This is a genomic window from Bradyrhizobium sp. A11 (assembly GCF_042077125.1).
Lineage (GTDB): Bacteria > Pseudomonadota > Alphaproteobacteria > Rhizobiales > Xanthobacteraceae > Bradyrhizobium > Bradyrhizobium japonicum_B.
The window spans coordinates 6749007-6766590 of sequence record NZ_CP149509.1; the positions used below are offsets into that span (position 1 = coordinate 6749007).

The 17584-nt window shown below is 65.2% G+C and carries 17 protein-coding genes; 9 read left to right on the plus strand and 8 right to left on the minus strand.

The window, feature by feature from the left end:
• Positions 1-30: 30 nt before the first annotated feature.
• A complete protein-coding gene (locus WI560_RS31725) occupies positions 31-1065 on the minus strand; it encodes an aspartate-semialdehyde dehydrogenase (protein WP_375306303.1) in 1035 nt (344 codons plus the stop codon).
• 115 nt (positions 1066-1180) lie between these two features.
• Between WI560_RS31725 and WI560_RS31730 the strand changes: the two genes are divergently transcribed.
• A complete protein-coding gene (locus WI560_RS31730; protein WP_375306304.1) occupies positions 1181-1966 on the plus strand; it encodes a hypothetical protein in 786 nt (261 codons plus the stop codon).
• A 169-nt stretch (positions 1967-2135) separates the two neighbouring features.
• Positions 2136-2525, plus strand: coding sequence for a hypothetical protein (locus WI560_RS31735; protein ID WP_375306305.1), 390 nt, complete (start codon positions 2136-2138; stop codon positions 2523-2525).
• Positions 2526-2704: 179 nt separating this feature from the next.
• On the opposite strand, the gene leuB is transcribed toward WI560_RS31735, so the two are convergent.
• Positions 2705-3817: a 3-isopropylmalate dehydrogenase gene (gene leuB, locus WI560_RS31740; protein ID WP_375306306.1), complete on the minus strand. Its 1113-nt coding sequence runs from the start codon at positions 3815-3817 to the stop codon at positions 2705-2707.
• Positions 3818-4048: 231 nt separating this feature from the next.
• Here leuB and WI560_RS31745 point away from each other — a divergent pair, with 231 nt between their 5' ends.
• Complete coding sequence (locus WI560_RS31745; RefSeq protein WP_375306307.1) at positions 4049-5245, plus strand: YbfB/YjiJ family MFS transporter; 1197 nt, start codon at positions 4049-4051, stop codon at positions 5243-5245.
• A 96-nt stretch (positions 5246-5341) separates the two neighbouring features.
• Here the strand turns inward: WI560_RS31745 and WI560_RS31750 are convergent, their stop codons facing one another.
• From WI560_RS31750 to WI560_RS31770, 5 genes are all read right to left on the minus strand, one after another.
• Positions 5342-6124 carry a molybdopterin-dependent oxidoreductase gene (locus tag WI560_RS31750; RefSeq protein WP_375306308.1) on the minus strand — a complete coding sequence of 261 codons (783 nt, stop codon included), beginning with the start codon at positions 6122-6124 and terminating at the stop codon, positions 5342-5344.
• A 10-nt stretch (positions 6125-6134) separates the two neighbouring features.
• Positions 6135-6764: a cytochrome b/b6 domain-containing protein gene (locus tag WI560_RS31755; protein ID WP_257179240.1), complete on the minus strand. Its 630-nt coding sequence runs from the start codon at positions 6762-6764 to the stop codon at positions 6135-6137.
• Positions 6765-6947: 183 nt separating this feature from the next.
• The gene (locus WI560_RS31760; RefSeq protein WP_375157994.1) at positions 6948-7502 is read right to left on the minus strand and encodes a fasciclin domain-containing protein; all 555 of its coding nucleotides are present in this window, start codon (positions 7500-7502) and stop codon (positions 6948-6950) included.
• 111 nt (positions 7503-7613) lie between these two features.
• Complete coding sequence (locus WI560_RS31765; RefSeq protein WP_375306309.1) at positions 7614-7757, minus strand: hypothetical protein; 144 nt, start codon at positions 7755-7757, stop codon at positions 7614-7616.
• Positions 7758-7837: 80 nt separating this feature from the next.
• A complete protein-coding gene (locus WI560_RS31770) occupies positions 7838-8599 on the minus strand; it encodes an SDR family oxidoreductase (protein WP_257197499.1) in 762 nt (253 codons plus the stop codon).
• A gap of 115 nt (positions 8600-8714) precedes the next feature.
• On the opposite strand from WI560_RS31770, the gene WI560_RS31775 reads away from it, so the two are divergent.
• Positions 8715-10244: a malonyl-CoA synthase gene (locus WI560_RS31775; RefSeq protein WP_375306310.1), complete on the plus strand. Its 1530-nt coding sequence runs from the start codon at positions 8715-8717 to the stop codon at positions 10242-10244.
• Between the two features lie 146 nt (positions 10245-10390).
• Here WI560_RS31775 and WI560_RS31780 read toward each other — a convergent pair whose 3' ends face one another.
• A complete protein-coding gene (locus WI560_RS31780; protein ID WP_375306311.1) occupies positions 10391-11251 on the minus strand; it encodes a sulfite exporter TauE/SafE family protein in 861 nt (286 codons plus the stop codon).
• A gap of 477 nt (positions 11252-11728) precedes the next feature.
• Here WI560_RS31780 and sdhC point away from each other — a divergent pair, with 477 nt between their 5' ends.
• The 5 genes from sdhC (at position 11729) to WI560_RS31805 (ending at position 17547) form a co-directional block, all read left to right on the plus strand.
• Positions 11729-12127: a succinate dehydrogenase, cytochrome b556 subunit gene (gene sdhC, locus WI560_RS31785; RefSeq protein WP_375306312.1), complete on the plus strand. Its 399-nt coding sequence runs from the start codon at positions 11729-11731 to the stop codon at positions 12125-12127.
• Positions 12124-12540 carry a succinate dehydrogenase, hydrophobic membrane anchor protein gene (gene sdhD, locus WI560_RS31790; protein WP_257179235.1) on the plus strand — a complete coding sequence of 139 codons (417 nt, stop codon included), beginning with the start codon at positions 12124-12126 and terminating at the stop codon, positions 12538-12540. The genes sdhC and sdhD overlap by 4 nt, the downstream gene beginning before the upstream one ends.
• 4 nt (positions 12541-12544) lie before the next feature.
• Complete coding sequence (sdhA, locus tag WI560_RS31795) at positions 12545-14380, plus strand: succinate dehydrogenase flavoprotein subunit (RefSeq protein WP_375157998.1); 1836 nt, start codon at positions 12545-12547, stop codon at positions 14378-14380.
• A gap of 24 nt (positions 14381-14404) precedes the next feature.
• Positions 14405-15187, plus strand: coding sequence for a succinate dehydrogenase iron-sulfur subunit (locus WI560_RS31800; RefSeq protein WP_375306313.1), 783 nt, complete (start codon positions 14405-14407; stop codon positions 15185-15187).
• 188 nt (positions 15188-15375) lie between these two features.
• Positions 15376-17547, plus strand: coding sequence for an ATP-binding protein (locus WI560_RS31805; RefSeq protein ID WP_375306314.1), 2172 nt, complete (start codon positions 15376-15378; stop codon positions 17545-17547).
• Positions 17548-17584: the final 37 nt, after the last annotated feature.

Consider the following 17584-nt stretch of genomic DNA (forward strand, 5'->3'; position numbering starts at 1 on the left):
AGCGCGCCTTTGCCCACCCTATCGGCAGCGTCAGGCCGCCTTCTTCTTCGCGCTGATCAGCTTGCGGTTGATCAGCACTTCCGCGATCTGGATCGCGTTGAGGGCCGCGCCCTTGCGTAAGTTGTCGGACACGCACCACAGCACGAGGCCGTTCTCCACCGTCGCGTCCTCGCGGATGCGGCTGATATAGGTCGCGTCCTCGCCGGCGGCTTCATACGGCGTGGCGTAGCCGCCGGGCTCCTGCTTGTCGATGACGAGGCAGCCGGGCGCCTTGCGCAGGATCTCGCGGGCTTCGTCGGCGCTGATCGGATTCTCGAACTCGATGTTGACGGCCTCGGAATGGCCGACGAACACCGGCACGCGCACGCAGGTGGCGGTGAGCTTGATCTTGGGATCAAGGATCTTCTTGGTCTCCGCCATCATCTTCCACTCTTCCTTGGTGTAGCCGTCCTCCATGAAGACGTCGATGTGGGGGATGACGTTGAAGGCGATGCGCTTGGGGAATTTCTTCGTGACCAGCTCGTCATTGGTGTAGACGGCCTTGGTCTGCGAGAACAATTCGTCCATCGCGTCCTTGCCGGCGCCCGAGACCGATTGATAGGTCGAGACCACGACGCGCTTGATGGTCGCCTTGTCGTGCAGGGGCTTGAGCGCCACAACGAGCTGCGCGGTCGAGCAGTTCGGGTTGGCGATGATGTTCTTCTTCTTGAAGCCTTCGGTCGCGGCCGCGTTGACCTCGGGCACGATCAGCGGCACGTCCGGATCCATGCGCCAGGCCGAGGAATTGTCGATCACCACAGCGCCGGCGGCGCCGATCTTCGGCGACCATTCCTTCGACACCGCGCCGCCCGCCGACATCAGGCAGATGTCGACGTCGGAGAAGTCGTAATGCTCGAGCGCTTTGACCTTCAGGGTGCGGTCGCCATAGGAGACCTCGACGCCCATGCTGCGGCGTGAGGCCAGGGCCACGACCTCGTCCGCGGGGAATTTGCGCTCATCCAGGATGTTGAGCATTTCCCGTCCGACATTGCCGGTCGCGCCGACGATTGCGACTTTGTAACCCATCGTTCACTCTCCGGTGAAAAAGCCCGTTCCTGAAGCTGACGCTTAAACAGGAAGAGCAGCGCTTCTATGCGAGAACCGGCCTCAAGACAACGTGGACCATGCCTTAGGGACGTGGATGCAGTCGCCCGAGGCCAGCACGGCCGCAATCTCGACCCGGACCAGCCTCCATCTGGCATTGGCGGCCTTCGCCGACGAGGTCGTCGGCACGCTGGCGCGGCTGATCGCTTATGTGGGGGCGCTCGCGCTCTTTGCCATCCTTGGCCTTGCAGCGCTCGGCCAGCTGCCCGATCTGCGCGACGACGAGCTGGCGCCGAAACTCAGCTGGAGCGTGGCCGACCGCTCGCAGCCGGCCTTCGCCCTCAGCCGGCTTGATTCGTCAGAGAAAACAGGCTCTTACACCATCCTTCGACATCCCGAAGGAGGCCGCCGCGACGTCATGCGCTGGACCGGCGCGGCGGACAAGGTGCTGGCCGAGCTCGAGATTTATCGGGAGGGCGGCGAATTCGACGTGACCCGTCCGGCAACATTGGACCTTGCCGTCCAAATGGGGTTGGACGCGGCGACCCCGCTCGAGCAGGCCGGCCTGATCGAGACGAAATTCGGTCCCGTGGCGCTGTTCCGGCCGACCGGCACGACGCCATCATGCCTCGGCTACCTCAAGCGCAGCGAGGAGCCCGCCTTGCAGATCTCCGGCTTCTCCTGCCAGGGCGACACCCTGCCCGCCCAGCGCGCCGCCATCGCCTGCACGCTGAACCGGCTGACGCTGTTGACCTCCGGCAACGAGCCGAAGCTGGCGGGCCTGTTCGCCCAGGCCGAGCTGAAGCGCCGGGCTTGCGACCTCCAGGGCTCGCCAGACTGGCTGCTGGGCACCGCGAATGCGCAATTGCGCGGGGCGCTTTGAGCGGCATCAAGTCCAAGTGAGCTGAGCAAGTGGCTGGTATTGATGCAACTTTTGCCGGCGCCCACGATTATTCCGCGCCGGTGTGACCCAATAGACCTAGTTGCGCTGACCCCGGCCGGGCTAGTATGGGGTGAAATCGACTGGCGGTGCGCCGCTTGAAGGGGACGTGATGAGCTCGAAATTCTCTGCCAAATTGGCGACCTTGTTTGCTGCGGGCGCCGTGATTGCCATGTCCTCTGCCGTGTTCCTGGCGACGCCGGCCTCGGCCGACAACAAGACCAAGCGCTATGACGAGCGCGGCCGGCCCTATTACGGCCCTGGTGGACCCAACGCGGTCTACCAGCAGGGCCGCACCCGCATCTATGTCAGCAAGCGCTCCTGGCTCGATGGCGGCACCGAGGTCAATCCGGGCGACCGCAAGTACACCGACTACGCCTTCCCGCCGGCCGTGGGCTATCCGTCCTTCGCCCGCGAGAATCTCAACCGCCCGATCGACCGCCAGCCGCTTTCGCCGCCGCAGGATGTCGGCGGCTATCCGCAGAATTTCCCGCTGTACTGAGCGACGGATCCTTCTCGAATCAAAATGGCCGGGCGAGAGCCCGGCCATTTTTGTTTGGGAAGGTGCCGTAGGGTGGGCAAAGGCGCGCTCCTTGCGCGCCGTGCCCACGATCTCTTTGCTATGGGAAAGAAGTGGTGGGCACGCTTGCGCTTTGCCCACCTTACGAGAGCTGCGCCCGCTTACGCGTGCAGCTTCTGCAATTCCTTCAGGATCGCTTCGCCCATCTGCGTGGTGGACGCGGCCGTGGTGCCCTCCGACTTGATGTCGGCGGTGCGCAGGCCGCTGGCCAGCACGGCGGCGATTGCCTGATCGACCTTGTCGGCGAGTGCGCCCATGTCGAAGGAATAGCGCAGCGCCATGCCGAAGGACGAGATCATCGCAATGGGATTGGCGAGGCCTTGGCCTGCGATGTCAGGCGCCGAGCCGTGCACGGGCTCGTACAGCGCCTTGCGCTTCTTGGTCTTCACATCCACTTCGCCGAGCGAAGCCGAGGGCAGCATGCCGAGCGAGCCCGTCAGCATCGCTGCGATGTCGGACAGCATGTCGCCGAACAAATTGTCGGTGACGATGACGTCGAACTGCTTCGGCCACTTCACCAGCATCATGCCGCCGGAATCGGCGAGCTGGTGCTCGAGCGTGACATCAGGATATTCGCGCTTGTGGACGGCCGTCATGACCTCGTTCCAGAGCACGCCCGACTTCATGACGTTGCGCTTCTCCATCGACGTCACCTTGTTCTTGCGCTTCCTGGCAAGCTCGAAGGCGACGCGGCCGATGCGCTCGATCTCATAGGTGTCGTAGACCTGGGTATCGATGGCGCGCTTCTGGCCGTTGCCGAGATCGGTGATGGTCTTGGGCTCGCCGAAATAGACGCCGCCGGTGAGCTCGCGCACGATCATGATGTCGAGGCCCTCGACCGCCTCACGCTTCAGGCTGGAGGCATCGGCCAGCGCCGGATAGCACACCGCGGGGCGGAGGTTGGCGAATAGCGCCAGATCCTTGCGCAGGCGAAGCAGGCCGGCTTCGGGGCGCACCTCGTACGGCACGGCATCCCACTTGGGACCGCCGACCGCGCCGAAGATCACGGCGTCGGCGTCCTTGGCCTTGGCCATGTCGCCCTCGGAGATCGACACCTTGTGCGCGTCATAGGCGGAGCCGCCGACGAGGCCGGTGTCGGTCTCGAAGCTGGCGATCCCGGCCGAATTGAGCCAGTCGATCAGCCGCTTCACCTCGCCCATCACCTCGGGGCCGATACCGTCGCCGGGGAGCAGCAGCAGTTTGTGGGTCGCCATGGTCGGTCTTCCTCCGTTTCGTCATGGCCGGGCTTGTCCCGGCCATCCACGTCCTTGCCTCGAGTGCAGAAGAACGTGGATGCCCGGCACAAGGCCGGGCATGACGGCATCTCGTGAATTTCGGCCGGAGTGCTAGAGCGGCGTTGCGCGCTTGGCAAGACACCATTGCCGGGGTGCGGCTGTGCAAGGCGGGCGGGGCCTGCCACACTGCGATACGCCGGAGTACCCCCCTTGCACGCACCCGACCGCGCCCCGCCCTACGCGCATCCCGCGCGGCTGATCCTGACGCTGTCGCTGGCCGCCACCGTCGGGCTCGGCATCGGCCGCTTTGCCTATGCGCTGGTACTGCCCGACATGCGGGAGGACCTCGGCTGGTCCTACTCGGCGGCCGGATTCATGAACACCATCAACGCCGTCGGCTATCTCGTGGGCGCGCTTGCAGCGTCCCGCCTGATCCAGCGCGTCGGTTGGGCGGCGGCCATCCGCGGCGGAACCCTCGCCTGCGTCGTCGCGCTCGCGACCTGCGCGCTGACAGAGAATTTCGTCGCGCTGAGCCTGGCGCGTCTGGTGCTGGGGCTCGGGGCCGCGGCCGGCTTCGTCGCCGGCGGCGCGCTCGCTGCCACCATTGCCCAGACGCAGCCCGCGCGGGCCAATTTCCTGCTCAGCCTGTTCTATGCCGGGCCCGGCATCGGCATTCTGTCCTCGGGGCTGATCGCCCCGTTCACGCTGCAATATTTCGGGCCGGGCTCGTGGTGGATCGTGTGGTGGGCGCTGACGCTGCTGTCAGTCGCGATGACGATCCCGCTGTTCCTGATCCGGATCGAGAGCGATGTCCGCTTCTCGGACGGCGGTCAGGCCTCGTTCGCGATCCTGCCCGTGCTGATCTACCTCGCCAGCTATTTCCTGTTCGGCGCCGGCTACATCGCCTACATGACCTTCATGATCGCCTATGTGCGCGACGGCGGCGGCGGGGCCGCGGCGCAGGCGGGATTCTGGGGCCTCATTGGCCTCAGCGCCTTCGTCACGCCCTGGGCCTGGCGCGGCGTGCTGGCGCTCGATCGCGGCGGGCTTGCCACCGCCATCATCCTCGGCACCAACGCATTGGGTGCCGCCCTGCCGATGCTCGGACATTCGCCGGCATGGCTTGCGGTCTCGGCGATCGTGTTCGGCGTCGCCTTCTTCGCCGTGGTCGGTTCGACCACCGCGTTCGTGCGCTTCAACTATCCGCCAGAGGTGTGGCCGACCGCGATCGCGGCGATGACGATCTCGTTCGGCGTCGGCCAGACGCTGGGCCCGATCGTTGTCGGCGCGATCACGGATGCGCTGGGAAGCCTGAGCTACGCGCTCAATGTATCGGCGGCGTTGCTGGCGCTGGGCGCCGTGGCGGCGCTGTGCCAGCGGAAGGTGGCCAAACAGCCGGTGCCGTAGGGTAGGCAAAGCAAAGCGTGCCCACGCATTTTTCGCGATCGGGAGAGATCGTGGGCACGGCGCTCTCGCGCCTTTGCCCACCCTACGGCAGCGGGGCTAGCTCCCGCTGAACGAATTGTAGCCCTGGTCTTCCCAATAGCCGCCTTTGTAATCGTTGGTGACTTCCATCGAGACCACGTATTTCGGGTTCTTGAAGCCGAGCTTGGTCGGCACGCGGATCTTCATGGGAAAGCCGTAGGCCCGCGGCAATATCTCACTCGCATATTTGAACGTCATCTGGGTCTGCGGATGCAGGGCGCTGCGCATGTCGAGCGGCGAATTGTAGCCGTCCTTGTCGGCGCACTGGAACCAGACGTATTTCGCGCGCGTGTCGGCGCCGATCAATTTCAGGAAGTCGCGCATGGGCGTGCCGGTCCAGCTGCCGATCGCACTCCAGCCCTCGACGCAGATGTGACGGGTGATTTGCGTGACCTGCGGCAGCTTGTGGAGTTCGTCCAGCGTCCATGACTTCTTGTTGTCGACGAGGCCGCGCACCTCGAGCTTCCAGTCGGCGGCATCGATATCGGGCGCGTCGTCGAGATCGTAATAGGCGTTGAACGGGAACGGCTTGGTGATCGCGCTCTCGGGGAAGGTCGGCGCCAGCGCGTCGGGATTGAACATCCAGGCCTGCACGGCGTCGTTGAACTTCGAGACCTTCGCCAGCATGGTCTCGGCCGAGGACGAGTCGATCACGTCGCAGCCGGTGAGCAGCGTCAGCGCGCCCAGGCTGGCGCCGCCCGCGATGAAGCGGCGGCGGGTGACGTCAGGCATGGTCTTGAGGGAATCCTTGATGAGGAGCCGCCTGTCGACGCCTGGAATCAGGAACGGGCGCTTCGCCATAGTCTCCTCCTCAGCGGCCGATGATCATCGCGCGCAGGCTCTTCGGCACGAGCAGCGCGAGCAAGACGTGAACGACCAGGAACGCGCAGATCGCGGCCATGCAGAAGAAGTGGACATAGCGCGCGGCAGGATAGTCGCCGAACAGCATCACGAGGTAATAGAGCTGCACCGGCTTCCATATCGCAAGGCCCGACAGCACGATCAGCACGCCGACCACGATGATGCCGGCATAGAGCAGCCGCTGCACATAATTGTAGACCGTGAGATCGTCGTGGCCGAGCTTGAAGGTCAGGGCGGCCCTGACGTCGCGGAGCACCCCTGACGCCGTGATCGGGAACAGTTTCTTGCGGAAGCGGCCGGTAACGAAGCCGGTGACGAGGTAGGCGAGGCCGTTGATCATCAGCAGCCACATCGCCGCGAAATGCCAGAGCAGGCCGCCGCCGAGCCAGCCGCCGAGCGTGTATTCGCGCGGGAAGCGGAAGTCGAACAGCGGCGAGGCGTTGTAGATCTGCCAGCCCGACAGGATCATCAGGATCATGGCAAGGGCGTTGATCCAATGCATGACCCGGACCCAGGCCGGCTGGATCACTTTGGCCGGGGTGGCTCCGACCTGCTCGTCGGTGACTGTGAGGCTCGCCATGATGGTTCCGTCCTGAACGTCCGTGCGACAGCAATTATACGCCGGTATTTCGCTTTTCGTTACGCCCTGCCGGCCATCGAATCGATGCCGCCGGGCTATTGTGGTCACAAAAAAGCGAGCCGGATATCCCCGGCTCGCGGTCTGAAACCATCCTGTTCAGGGATGAAACAGGATCGTCTGGTGTTACGTCGCCGGCATCAGCACGGTGTCGACCACATGGATGACGCCGTTCGACTGGTTGACGTTGGAGATCGTCACCATCGAGGTGCCGCCCTTGGCATCGACGATCCAGACCTTGCCGTCCATCTTCTTGACCGTCAGCTCCTCGCCCTCTGCAGTCTTCAGCTTCTTGCCGTCAGAGAGGTCGGCGGCCGCGAGCTTGCCCGGCACGACGTGATAGGTGAGGATCTTGGTCAGCGTCGCCTTGTTCTCGGGCTTGACAAGGTTGTCGACGGTGCCGGCCGGCAGCTTGCTGAAGGCGGCGTTGGTCGGCGCGAACACCGTGAACGGGCCCTTGCCTTCCAGCGTCGGCACCAGGCCCGCGGCCTTCACCGCCGCCACCAGCGTGGTGTGATCCTTCGAGTTGACCGCGTTCTGGACGATGTTCTTCGAGGGGAACATCGCGGCGCCGCCGACCATGACGGTCTTCTCCTCGGCGCTCACGGGCGCGACGACGGTCGCGGTGATGGCCAGGGCGCTGAAGGCGGCGGCAGCGAGATAGGCAATGCGCTTCGACATGGAGAGTCTCCCGATTGAATTGGTGCCGGCGATGGCCGGCGTTCGAGTTGGGGCAACAACGGAAGCTGCGACAGTCGAGGGGTGATGCAGCAGCGCCGTCGTTGCACCGAACTACGGGAGGGTTTGGGTCGCGGTTTCGGGGAAAAATTCTTTGTGATGCGTGAAACTATCGGCAGGAATGTTCGTGCGGCGCGCGACATACGCCAAGCAGACGATGCCGTAGGGGGCAAAGGCGCCGAGCGCCGTGCCCACCATCTCTCTCCGAAATTACGAGTGGTGGGCACGCTTCGCTTTGCCCACCCTACGACAGTGCGCCCGTTGAGACAGTACCCGCCTCAATCCCGGTTGTTCGGCGTCTGGATGAAGCCGCGATTGTGCGTCGGGCTGATCAGCACTTCGTTGATGCAAACGCGCGCCGGCATGCTCGCGATGAATGCGATGGTGCGGCCGAGGTCTTCCGGTTGCAGCATCTTCGCCTGCTCCTCCTTGCTCGGCACCACCGGGCGCAGCTCGAGGATCGGGGTCGCGACCTCGCCCGGCATCAGGCAGCAGGCGCGCAGGCCGTTGACGCATTCGTCCATGTTGAAGGAATGGGTCAGTGCCAGCACCGCGTGCTTGGTGGTGGTGTAGGCCGGGCCCGGCATCTTCGAGACGTGACGTCCGGCCCAGGACGAGACGTTGATGATCGCGCCGTCCTGCTGCTTGCGCATCGTCGGCAGCACGGCGCGCATGCAATAGAGCACGCCGTTGAGGTTGACCTGGACCAGCTTGTCCCAGCCCTCCAGCTCCATGTCCTTCCAGCTGCGCTTGGGAACATTGATGCCGGCATTGTTGACGAGCAGGTCGATGCGGCCGTGCCTGGCGACGATCCGGTCGGCCGCCTTCTGGGCTTCGGCCGCGTCGGAGACATCGAGTGCAATGGCCTCCGCGGCTCCACCCGCCTCGATGATCTTGGCCACCACGGCATCCAGGGCCGACTGCCGGCGGCCCGAGACCACCACTATCCAGCCGTCGGCAGCCAGCGCCGCCGCGCCGGCCTCTCCGATCCCGCTGCCACCGCCCGTGACCCAGGCCACGCGTTTCCCAACTCTGGTCATGCAAACTGTCTCCGTTGCTTCTGCGGGGCGGTTTTTGCTAATCCAGCCCTCGGTTTTGACCGGCCTTGTCCAACAAGCCTTGTCGTACAAGTCCCTGCGGTCGAGGAAATCTTGCATGAACCCAGCAGCTAACGCCAACCTGTTTTCCCGCCTGTTCGACGGCCTCGACGATCCCAAGCGCCTCGCGATCGAGACGCATGACGGGGGCCACATCAGCTATGGCGAACTGATCGCGCGGGCGGGGCAGATGGCGAACGTGCTGGTCGCGCGCGGGGTGAAGCCGGGGGACCGCGTCGCGGTGCAGGTCGAAAAATCCGTCGCCAACATCGTGCTGTATCTCGGCACGGTGCGGGCCGGCGCGGTCTATCTGCCGCTCAACACCGCCTATACGCTGAACGAGCTCGACTATTTCATCGGCGATGCCGAACCGTCGCTGGTGGTGTGCGATCCCGCCAAGGCCGAAGGCCTCGCCCCGATCGCCGCCAAGGTGAACGCTGGGGTCGAGACGCTCGGGCCCGATGGCAAGGGCTCGCTGACCGAGGCTGCCGACAAGGCCGGCAGCGACTTCACCACGGTGCCGCGGGCGAACGACGACCTCGCCGCGATCCTCTACACCTCGGGCACGACCGGCCGCTCCAAGGGCGCGATGCTGAGCCACGACAATCTCGCCTCGAACTCGCTCTCGCTCGTCGACTATTGGCGCTTCACCGACAAGGACGTCTTGATCCACGCGCTGCCGATCTATCACACCCATGGGCTGTTCGTGGCGACCAACGTGACGCTGTTCGCGCGGGCGTCGATGATCTTCCTGCCGAAGCTTGATCCGGACCTCATCATCAAGCTGATGGCGCGCGCCACGGTGCTGATGGGCGTGCCGACCTTCTACACGCGGTTGCTGCAAAATCCGGCGCTGTCGCACGAGACCACCAAGCACATGCGGCTGTTCATCTCGGGCTCGGCGCCGCTGCTGGCCGAGACCCATCGCGAATGGTCGGCGCGCACCGGGCACGCGGTGCTCGAGCGCTATGGCATGACCGAGACCAACATGAACACGTCGAACCCCTATGACGGCGAGCGGGTGCCCGGCGCGGTCGGCTTTCCTTTGCCGGGCGTCTCGGTGCGCGTCACCGACCCCGAAACGGGGAAGGAATTGCCGCATGACGAGATCGGCATGATCGAGGTGAAGGGACCGAACGTCTTCAAGGGTTATTGGCGCATGCCGGAGAAGACCAAGGCCGAATTCCGCCCCGACGGCTTCTTCATCACCGGCGATCTCGGCAAGATCGACGCCAAGGGCTACGTCCACATTCTCGGCCGCGGCAAGGATCTCGTCATCTCCGGCGGCTTCAACGTCTACCCAAAGGAGATCGAGAGCGAGATCGACGCCATGCCCGGCGTGATCGAGTCCGCCGTGATCGGCGTGCCGCATGCCGATTTCGGCGAGGGCGTCACCGCGGTCCTGGTGCGCCAGCCCGGCGCCAGCATCGACGAAGCCGCGGTCCTGAAGGGACTGGACGGACGCCTCGCCAAGTTCAAGATGCCCAAGCGCGTCTTCGTCGTCGACGAGCTGCCGCGCAACACCATGGGTAAGGTGCAGAAGAACATCTTGCGCGAGACCTACAAGGATATCTACGCGAAGAAATGAGGGCACGCTCTCTCGCCGTCATTGCGAGGAGCCCGCGACAAAATTGCGAAGCAATTTTGCGCTGGTGCGACGAAGCAATCCAGATTGCCTCCGCGGAAGGATTCTGGATTGCTTCGCTTCGCTCGCAATGACGGGGGTTGTGGCGGCTACTGTCCGCCCAACAAGCTCAGCACGAACCGGCTGCCGACGATGAGCAGATAGCATCCGAACGCCACTTCCAGCCTGCGCTTCGACATCGCATGCGCCGCCCTCACGCCCAGCGGCGCGGTGACGAGGCTCATCGGCATCACCAAGACGGCGCCGATCAGCGAGACGTAACCGAGCGCGAAAGGAACTTGCAGGGCTGCGACGGCCGGATAGGTCGCGGCCGCCGGCCAGCCCGCATAGATGTAGCCGATCGCGCCGGGAATCGAGATCAGCACCGCGAGCGCCGATGAGGTCGCAACCGCCTGATGGATCGGGCGGCCGTAAAACGTCATCAGCAGGTTCGAGAACAGCCCGCCGCCGATGCCCATCAGCGTCGAGAGAATGCCGACGCAAAAGCCATAGGCACGCATCAACGGCCCCTCCGGCAGATCCTCGCCGAACCTCCAGCCTTCGCGCGCAAAGATGAGGCGCGCCGCCGCGGAATAGGCGACGGCAACGAAAACGATCTTGAACAGGCGCTCCGGCGCGGAGCGCGCGATCACGGCGCCGGCGACGACGCCGATCACGATCGGCAGCCACCACCTGCGCAGGATCGTCATGTCGACGGCGCCGCGCCTGTAATGCGCCTGGAACGAACGGATCGAGGTCGGGATGATTACCGCGAGCGAGGTGCCGACGCAGAGCGGCATGCGCACCTCGAGCGGCACGCCGGCGATGCGGAAGCATTCGTAGAACACCGGCACCAGGATCGCGCCGCCGCCGATGCCGAACACGCCGGCCAGGAATCCCGAAAGCGCGCCGGTTGCGACCAGCAACACCGCGAGCTCGCCAAGCTCCTTGATATCGAGACCTGCAGTCACTCCTGACCTGCCCCGGCGACCTGGTCGCAGCGGCTCGGTTCAGAGGCTGCATCCGGGAGCATTAGGCGATCTGATTCCCGCGGTCGACACGCCGGGCTTGCCGGCTGGGGTGGAATGCAGGGCGCGCATATCCAAGAACCGATCGCGCGGAGGACGCAGAATGGCATGCGCCTGCGGGCAGCGCCCGGGCCGCCCGGGTTTGAACGGCAGGGCCGATTAGATGCGTTCCAATAGCAATTTCAACGAACCTCGCACCGCCCACAACAAGTGGATTTATATTCATTATTTCGTTGGCGGACGCATGCGCTGGTATACCAAGGCCCTGATTGGCCCTGCATCATCAAGGCTCTAGAGCTGAACGAAGGTTCGATTTATGGCGATTTGGTGATTGCGCGGGCCAGATCGACTCCGTAAATAGAGCCGACCTTTCCGATCCCCGCGCGCCCCCTGTTGGGCCGCAATACAACATCAAAGCCCATGACCGCACGGATCGAACGACCGCTCTCGCCCCACATCCAAACCTACCGATGGACGCTGACGATGGCCCTGTCCATCGTCCATCGCGCCACCGGCATCGCCCTTTACGTCGGAACGCTGCTGCTGGTCTGGTGGCTGGTCGCGGCGGCCTCCGGCCCGGCCGCCTATGCCCATGTCCAGGCCTTCGCCGGCAGCATCATCGGCCGGCTGATCGTGTTCGGCTACACTTGGGCGCTGATGCACCACATGCTCAGCGGCATCAGGCATTTCGTCTGGGACCTCGGCTACGGCTTCAAGGCCAATGAGCGGGAGGCGCTGACCTGGGGCGCGCTGATCGGCGGCATCGCGCTGACCGTGCTGGTCTGGATCATCGCCTATGCGATCGGAGGCGGACGATGAGCTTCGACGAATCCCACGGCTCTCCGAAGCGGCCCTCGATGCGGACCCCGCTCGGCCGCGTCCGCAATCTCGGCGCTGCGCATTCCGGCACCTCCGATTTCTGGCGCCAGCGCATCACCGGCGTCGCCATGACGCTGCTGATGATCCCGGTGCTGGTGATCATCATGATGCTGCTCGGCCGCAACCAGGTCGGCGCGGCGCAGATCCTCAGCTCGATTCCCGTCGCGGTGATCCTGCTGCTGTTCATCTTCGCCAGCACCTGGCACATGAAGATCGGCATGCAGGTGGTGATCGAGGACTACGTTCATAACGAGAAGCTGAAGCTCATCTCGATCATGCTCAACAACTTCTTCTCGGTCGCCGTGGCGCTCGCCTCGACCTACGCGATCCTGAAACTTTCCTCCGGAGTGTAAACCCATGGCCAATACAACGAATGGCTCGGGCAACGGCGCTCCCGCCACCAACGGCAAAGCCTATCCGATCGAAGACCACACCTACGACGTCGTCGTGGTCGGCGCCGGCGGCGCGGGCCTGCGCGCCGTCGTCGGCTGCAGCGAGGCCGGCCTGCGCACGGCCTGCATCACCAAGGTGTTTCCGACCCGCTCGCACACCGTCGCGGCGCAAGGCGGCATCTCCGCCTCGCTCGGCAACATGCACAAGGACGACTGGCGCTGGCACATGTACGACACCGTGAAGGGGTCGGACTGGCTGGGGGACCAGGACGCGATCGAATACATGGTGCGCAACGCGCCCGCGGCGGTCTACGAGCTCGAGCATTGGGGCGTGCCGTTCTCGCGCACCGAGGACGGCAAGATCTATCAGCGTCCGTTCGGCGGCATGACCATGGACTTCGGCAAGGGCCAGGCGCAGCGCACCTGCGCCGCCGCCGACCGTACCGGCCACGCCATGCTGCACACGATGTACGGCCAGTCGCTGCGCCATGCGGCCGAGTTCTTCATCGAGTTCTTCGCCATCGACCTGATCATGGACGACCAGGGCGCCTGCCGCGGCGTGATCGCGCTCAAGCTCGACGACGGCACGCTGCATCGCTTCCGCGCCCAGACCACGATCCTGGCCACCGGCGGCTATGGCCGCGTCTACGCCTCCTGCACCTCGGCCCATACCTGCACCGGCGACGGTGGCGGCATGGTGCTGCGTGCCGGCCTGCCGCTCCAGGACATGGAGTTCGTCCAGTTCCACCCGACCGGCATCTACGGCGCCGGCTGCCTCGTCACCGAGGGCGCGCGCGGCGAAGGCGGCTACCTCGTCAATTCCGAGGGCGAGCGCTTCATGGAGCGCTACGCGCCGTCGGCCAAGGACCTCGCCTCGCGCGATGTCGTCTCGCGCGCGATGACCATCGAGATCCGCGAGGGACGCGGCGTCGGCAAGAAGAAGGACCACATCTTCCTGCATCTCGACCATCTCGATCCCGCCGTGCTGGCCGAGCGGCTGCCCGGCATCTCCGAGTCCGCAAAGATCTTCGCCAATGTCGACGTGACGCGCGAGCCGATCCCGATCGTGCCGACCACGCACTACAACATGGGCGGCATTCCCACCAACTACCACGGCGAAGTGCTGACCAAGCGGGACGGCGACGACAATGCCGTGGTTCCCGGCCTGATGGCGCTGGGCGAAGCCGCCTGCGTCTCCGTGCACGGCGCCAACCGGCTCGGCTCCAACTCGCTGATCGACCTCGTCGTGTTCGGCCGCGCCGCGGCGCTGCGCTGCGCCGCGAAGCTGACGCCCAACGCCGAGCAACCGGAACTGCCGGCGAACTCGGCGGAGAAGGCGCTCAGCCGTCTCGATCATTACCGCTACGCCTCCGGCGGCACCCCGACCGCGAAGCTGCGCGAAGGCATGCAGCACGTGATGCAGAACAATTGCGCGGTGTTCCGCACCGGCGAAGTGCTGAGCGAAGGCCAGAACCTGATCGCGAAGGTCCACAGCGGCATCACCGACATCGCGGTGTCCGATCGCTCGCTGGTGTGGAATTCCGACCTCGTCGAGACGCTGGAGTTCGACAACCTGATCGCGCAGGCGGTGGTGACGATGAACTCGGCCGCCAACCGCACCGAGAGCCGCGGCGCGCATGCCCGCGAGGACTTCTCCGAGCGCGACGACAAGAACTGGATGAAGCACACGCTGGCCTGGCTCGACGATGCCGGCAAGGTCAAGATCGACTACCGTCCGGTTCACGACTACACCATGACCAACGACGTGCAGTACATCCCGCCGAAGGCGCGTGTGTACTGAGCGAACAGCGAAGGCCTTATCGAAATGGTTGAATTCGCACTTCCGAAGAACTCCAAGATCACCGGCGGCAAGACCTGGCCGAAGCCCCCGGGCGCGACCGAGCTTCGCGAATTTCGTGTCTATCGCTGGAATCCGGACGACGGCAAGAATCCGAGCGTCGACACCTATTACGTCGACACCAACGATTGCGGTCCGATGGTGCTGGACGGCCTGATCTGGATCAAGAACCACATCGACCCGTCACTGACCTTCCGCCGCTCCTGCCGCGAAGGCGTCTGCGGCTCCTGCGCCATGAACATCGACGGCCAGAACACGCTGGCCTGCACCCGCTCGATGCACGACGTCAAGGACGGCGCGGTGAAGGTCAATCCGCTGCCGCACCAGCCGGTGGTGAAGGACCTCGTCCCCGACCTCACCAATTTCTACGCGCAATACGCCTCGGTCGAGCCGTGGCTGAAGACGACCTCGCCGACGCCGCAGAAGGAATGGCGCCAGAGCCACGAGGACCGCGAGAAGCTCGACGGCCTCTACGAATGCATCCTCTGCGCCTGCTGCTCGACCTCGTGCCCGAGCTATTGGTGGAACAGCGAACGCTATCTCGGCCCCGCCGCGCTGCTCCAGGCCAACCGCTGGGTGTCCGATTCGCGGGACGAGGCGACCGGCGAGCGGCTCGACAATCTCGAGGATCCGTTCCGGCTCTACCGCTGCCACACCATCATGAACTGCGCCAAGGCCTGCCCGAAAGGCCTCAACCCCGCCGAAGCCATCGCCGAGCTCAAGCTCAAGATGGTCGAGCGCCAGGTCTGAAAACGACGTTCATGCTTCGCGTTCCGGCCGAACGGCCGGGACGTTCCGAGATCGCGGTCAATTCGAGGAGAATCTTCTCCAATCCGCCGCGCGTGCAGATTTTTGGGACCACAACCACCGGTTCCCGCATTCGCTGCTTCCTTCCTCGCGCGAGATTCAGTTAAGCTGCCGTCAGGGACGGAGCGACTGTGCAGAGGGCGCAACGCAACTCGCTGAGGCTGTTGCAGTGGATGATGGCGGCATCCCTGGCGCTGCCGGTTGCGCTGTTCGTGATCGCGGCCAGCATCTCCTACAGCTCGACCAGGGACATCGCCGACCGGGAGATCGAGCGCACGCTCGACGTCGCGCATGAGCACGCGCTCAAGGTGTTCGAGACCATCGATCGCAGCCTGGCCGAGCTCGACGAGGTGGTTCGCGGCCTGTCCGACGACACCATCCGCGCGCGCGAGCCGGCGCTGCACCGCCGCCTGAAGCGGCTGACCGACGCGCTGCCGCAGCTGAAATCGGCCTGGATCTTCGACGCGGACGGAAAGGCGCTGGTCAACAGCCTCGTCTCGCCGCCGCCGGAGCTGAGCTTTGCAGACCGCGACTATTTCTACGCTCATGTCGACCAGGCCATCGGCACGTTCATCGGCGTGGCGCTGACGCCGCGTCCGCCCTATCAGGGCGCGCGCTTCTTCGGGGTGAGCCGCCGCCGCGATTCCGACGACGGCCGTTTCATCGGGGTGATCCAGGCCTCGGTCCTGCCGGAATATTTCGAGAGCTTCTACGCCCGCATCGGATCGGATCCCGGCAGCTTCTTCGCGATGGGCCGCACCGACGGCGCGATGCTCACGCATGTCCCGCGGCTCGACCGCGACGTCAGGCTCGATCCGAGCGGACCGGTCGGCCGGGAGATCGCGGCGCGCCCCGAGCACGGCCTGATCACCATCGCTTGGCCGTCCGACGGAATCGAGCGTCGGATAGGCTACCGGCGCGTCGCGGAATACCCGATCTATGTCAGCGCCGGGCTCGAGACCTCGGCGATCCGCGCGCGCTGGCTGGCCACGATCGGCCAGCATCTGGTGTTCGGCCTTCCCGCCACCGCGCTGCTGTTTTTGCTGCTGGCGCTGGCCTTGCGGCGCACCCAGCAAATTCAGGCCGAAGCCGCCAAGCGGCGCGAGGCCGAGGAGGCGCTCAAGCACAGCCAGCGCCTGGAGGCGCTCGGACAGCTCACCGGCGGCGTCGCGCACGATTTCAACAATCTGCTGACGGTGATCCGCGCCTCCGTCGACCTGCTGAACCGGCCGCAGCTGACGGAGGAGCGGCGCCAGCGCTACATCACGGCCATTGCGGATGCGGTGGCCCGCGCGGCCAAGCTGACCTCGCAGCTGCTCGCCTTTGCGCGGCGTCAGACCCTGAAGCCGGAGGTGTTCGACGTCGGCGAACGGATGCAGTCGCTGCGCGACATGCTGGCGCCTCTGCTGGGACCGGCCATCGAGATCGCCATGCGCCTGCCCGCCGAGCCCTGTCTCGTCCGTGCCGATGCCGGCCAGTTCGAGACGGCGCTGATCAACATGGCGACCAACGCGCGCGACGCCATGCAGGGCAAGGGCAGGATCACCTTCAAGGTCGAGCCGACGACCGCCATTCCGGACACGCTGACCGGCCAGAACCTGGGCGGCCAGAATTTGGGCAGCCAGAGCTCGGCCAACCATGGCTTCGTCAGCGTGACCGTCAGCGACACAGGCATCGGCATTCCCGCCGCCCGATTGGGGCGCATCTTCGAGCCGTTCTTCACCACCAAGCAGGTCGGTCACGGCACCGGCCTTGGCCTGTCCCAGGTGTTCGGCTTCGCCCGGCAATCCGGCGGCGAGGTGACGGTCACGAGCGAGGTGGGACACGGCAGCACCTTCTCGCTCTATCTGCCGCGGGTGCCACCCGAGCTGCTGCCGCAGCGGCAGGCGCCCAACACGGCGCCGGCGGTGGCCGGCAGCGGCATGTCGGTGCTGGTGGTCGAGGACAATATCGAGCTGGCCAATTTTGCCGCCGATGGCCTCACCGAGCTCGGCTACAGCATCACGCTGGTCGACAATGCAACCGATGCACTCGCGGAGCTCGTCCTGGATGCGGACCGTTTCGACGTCGTGTTCTCGGACGTGGTGATGCCCGGAATGACCGGGCTCGATCTGGCGCAGGCCATCTGCGACCGCGGCATCGACGTGCCGGTCGTGCTGACCACGGGCTACAGCCAGGCTCTGTCGCAAGAGGGCGCGGCCGGCTTCGATCTGGTGCAGAAGCCCTATTCGATCGAGGAATTGTCGCGCGTTCTGCATCGTGCGGCCCGGATCCGGCGCGTAAGGGACGGCGCCGCTGAATAGACCGCCCACGGGGAACCTGAGGGAACCGGTTGATTTG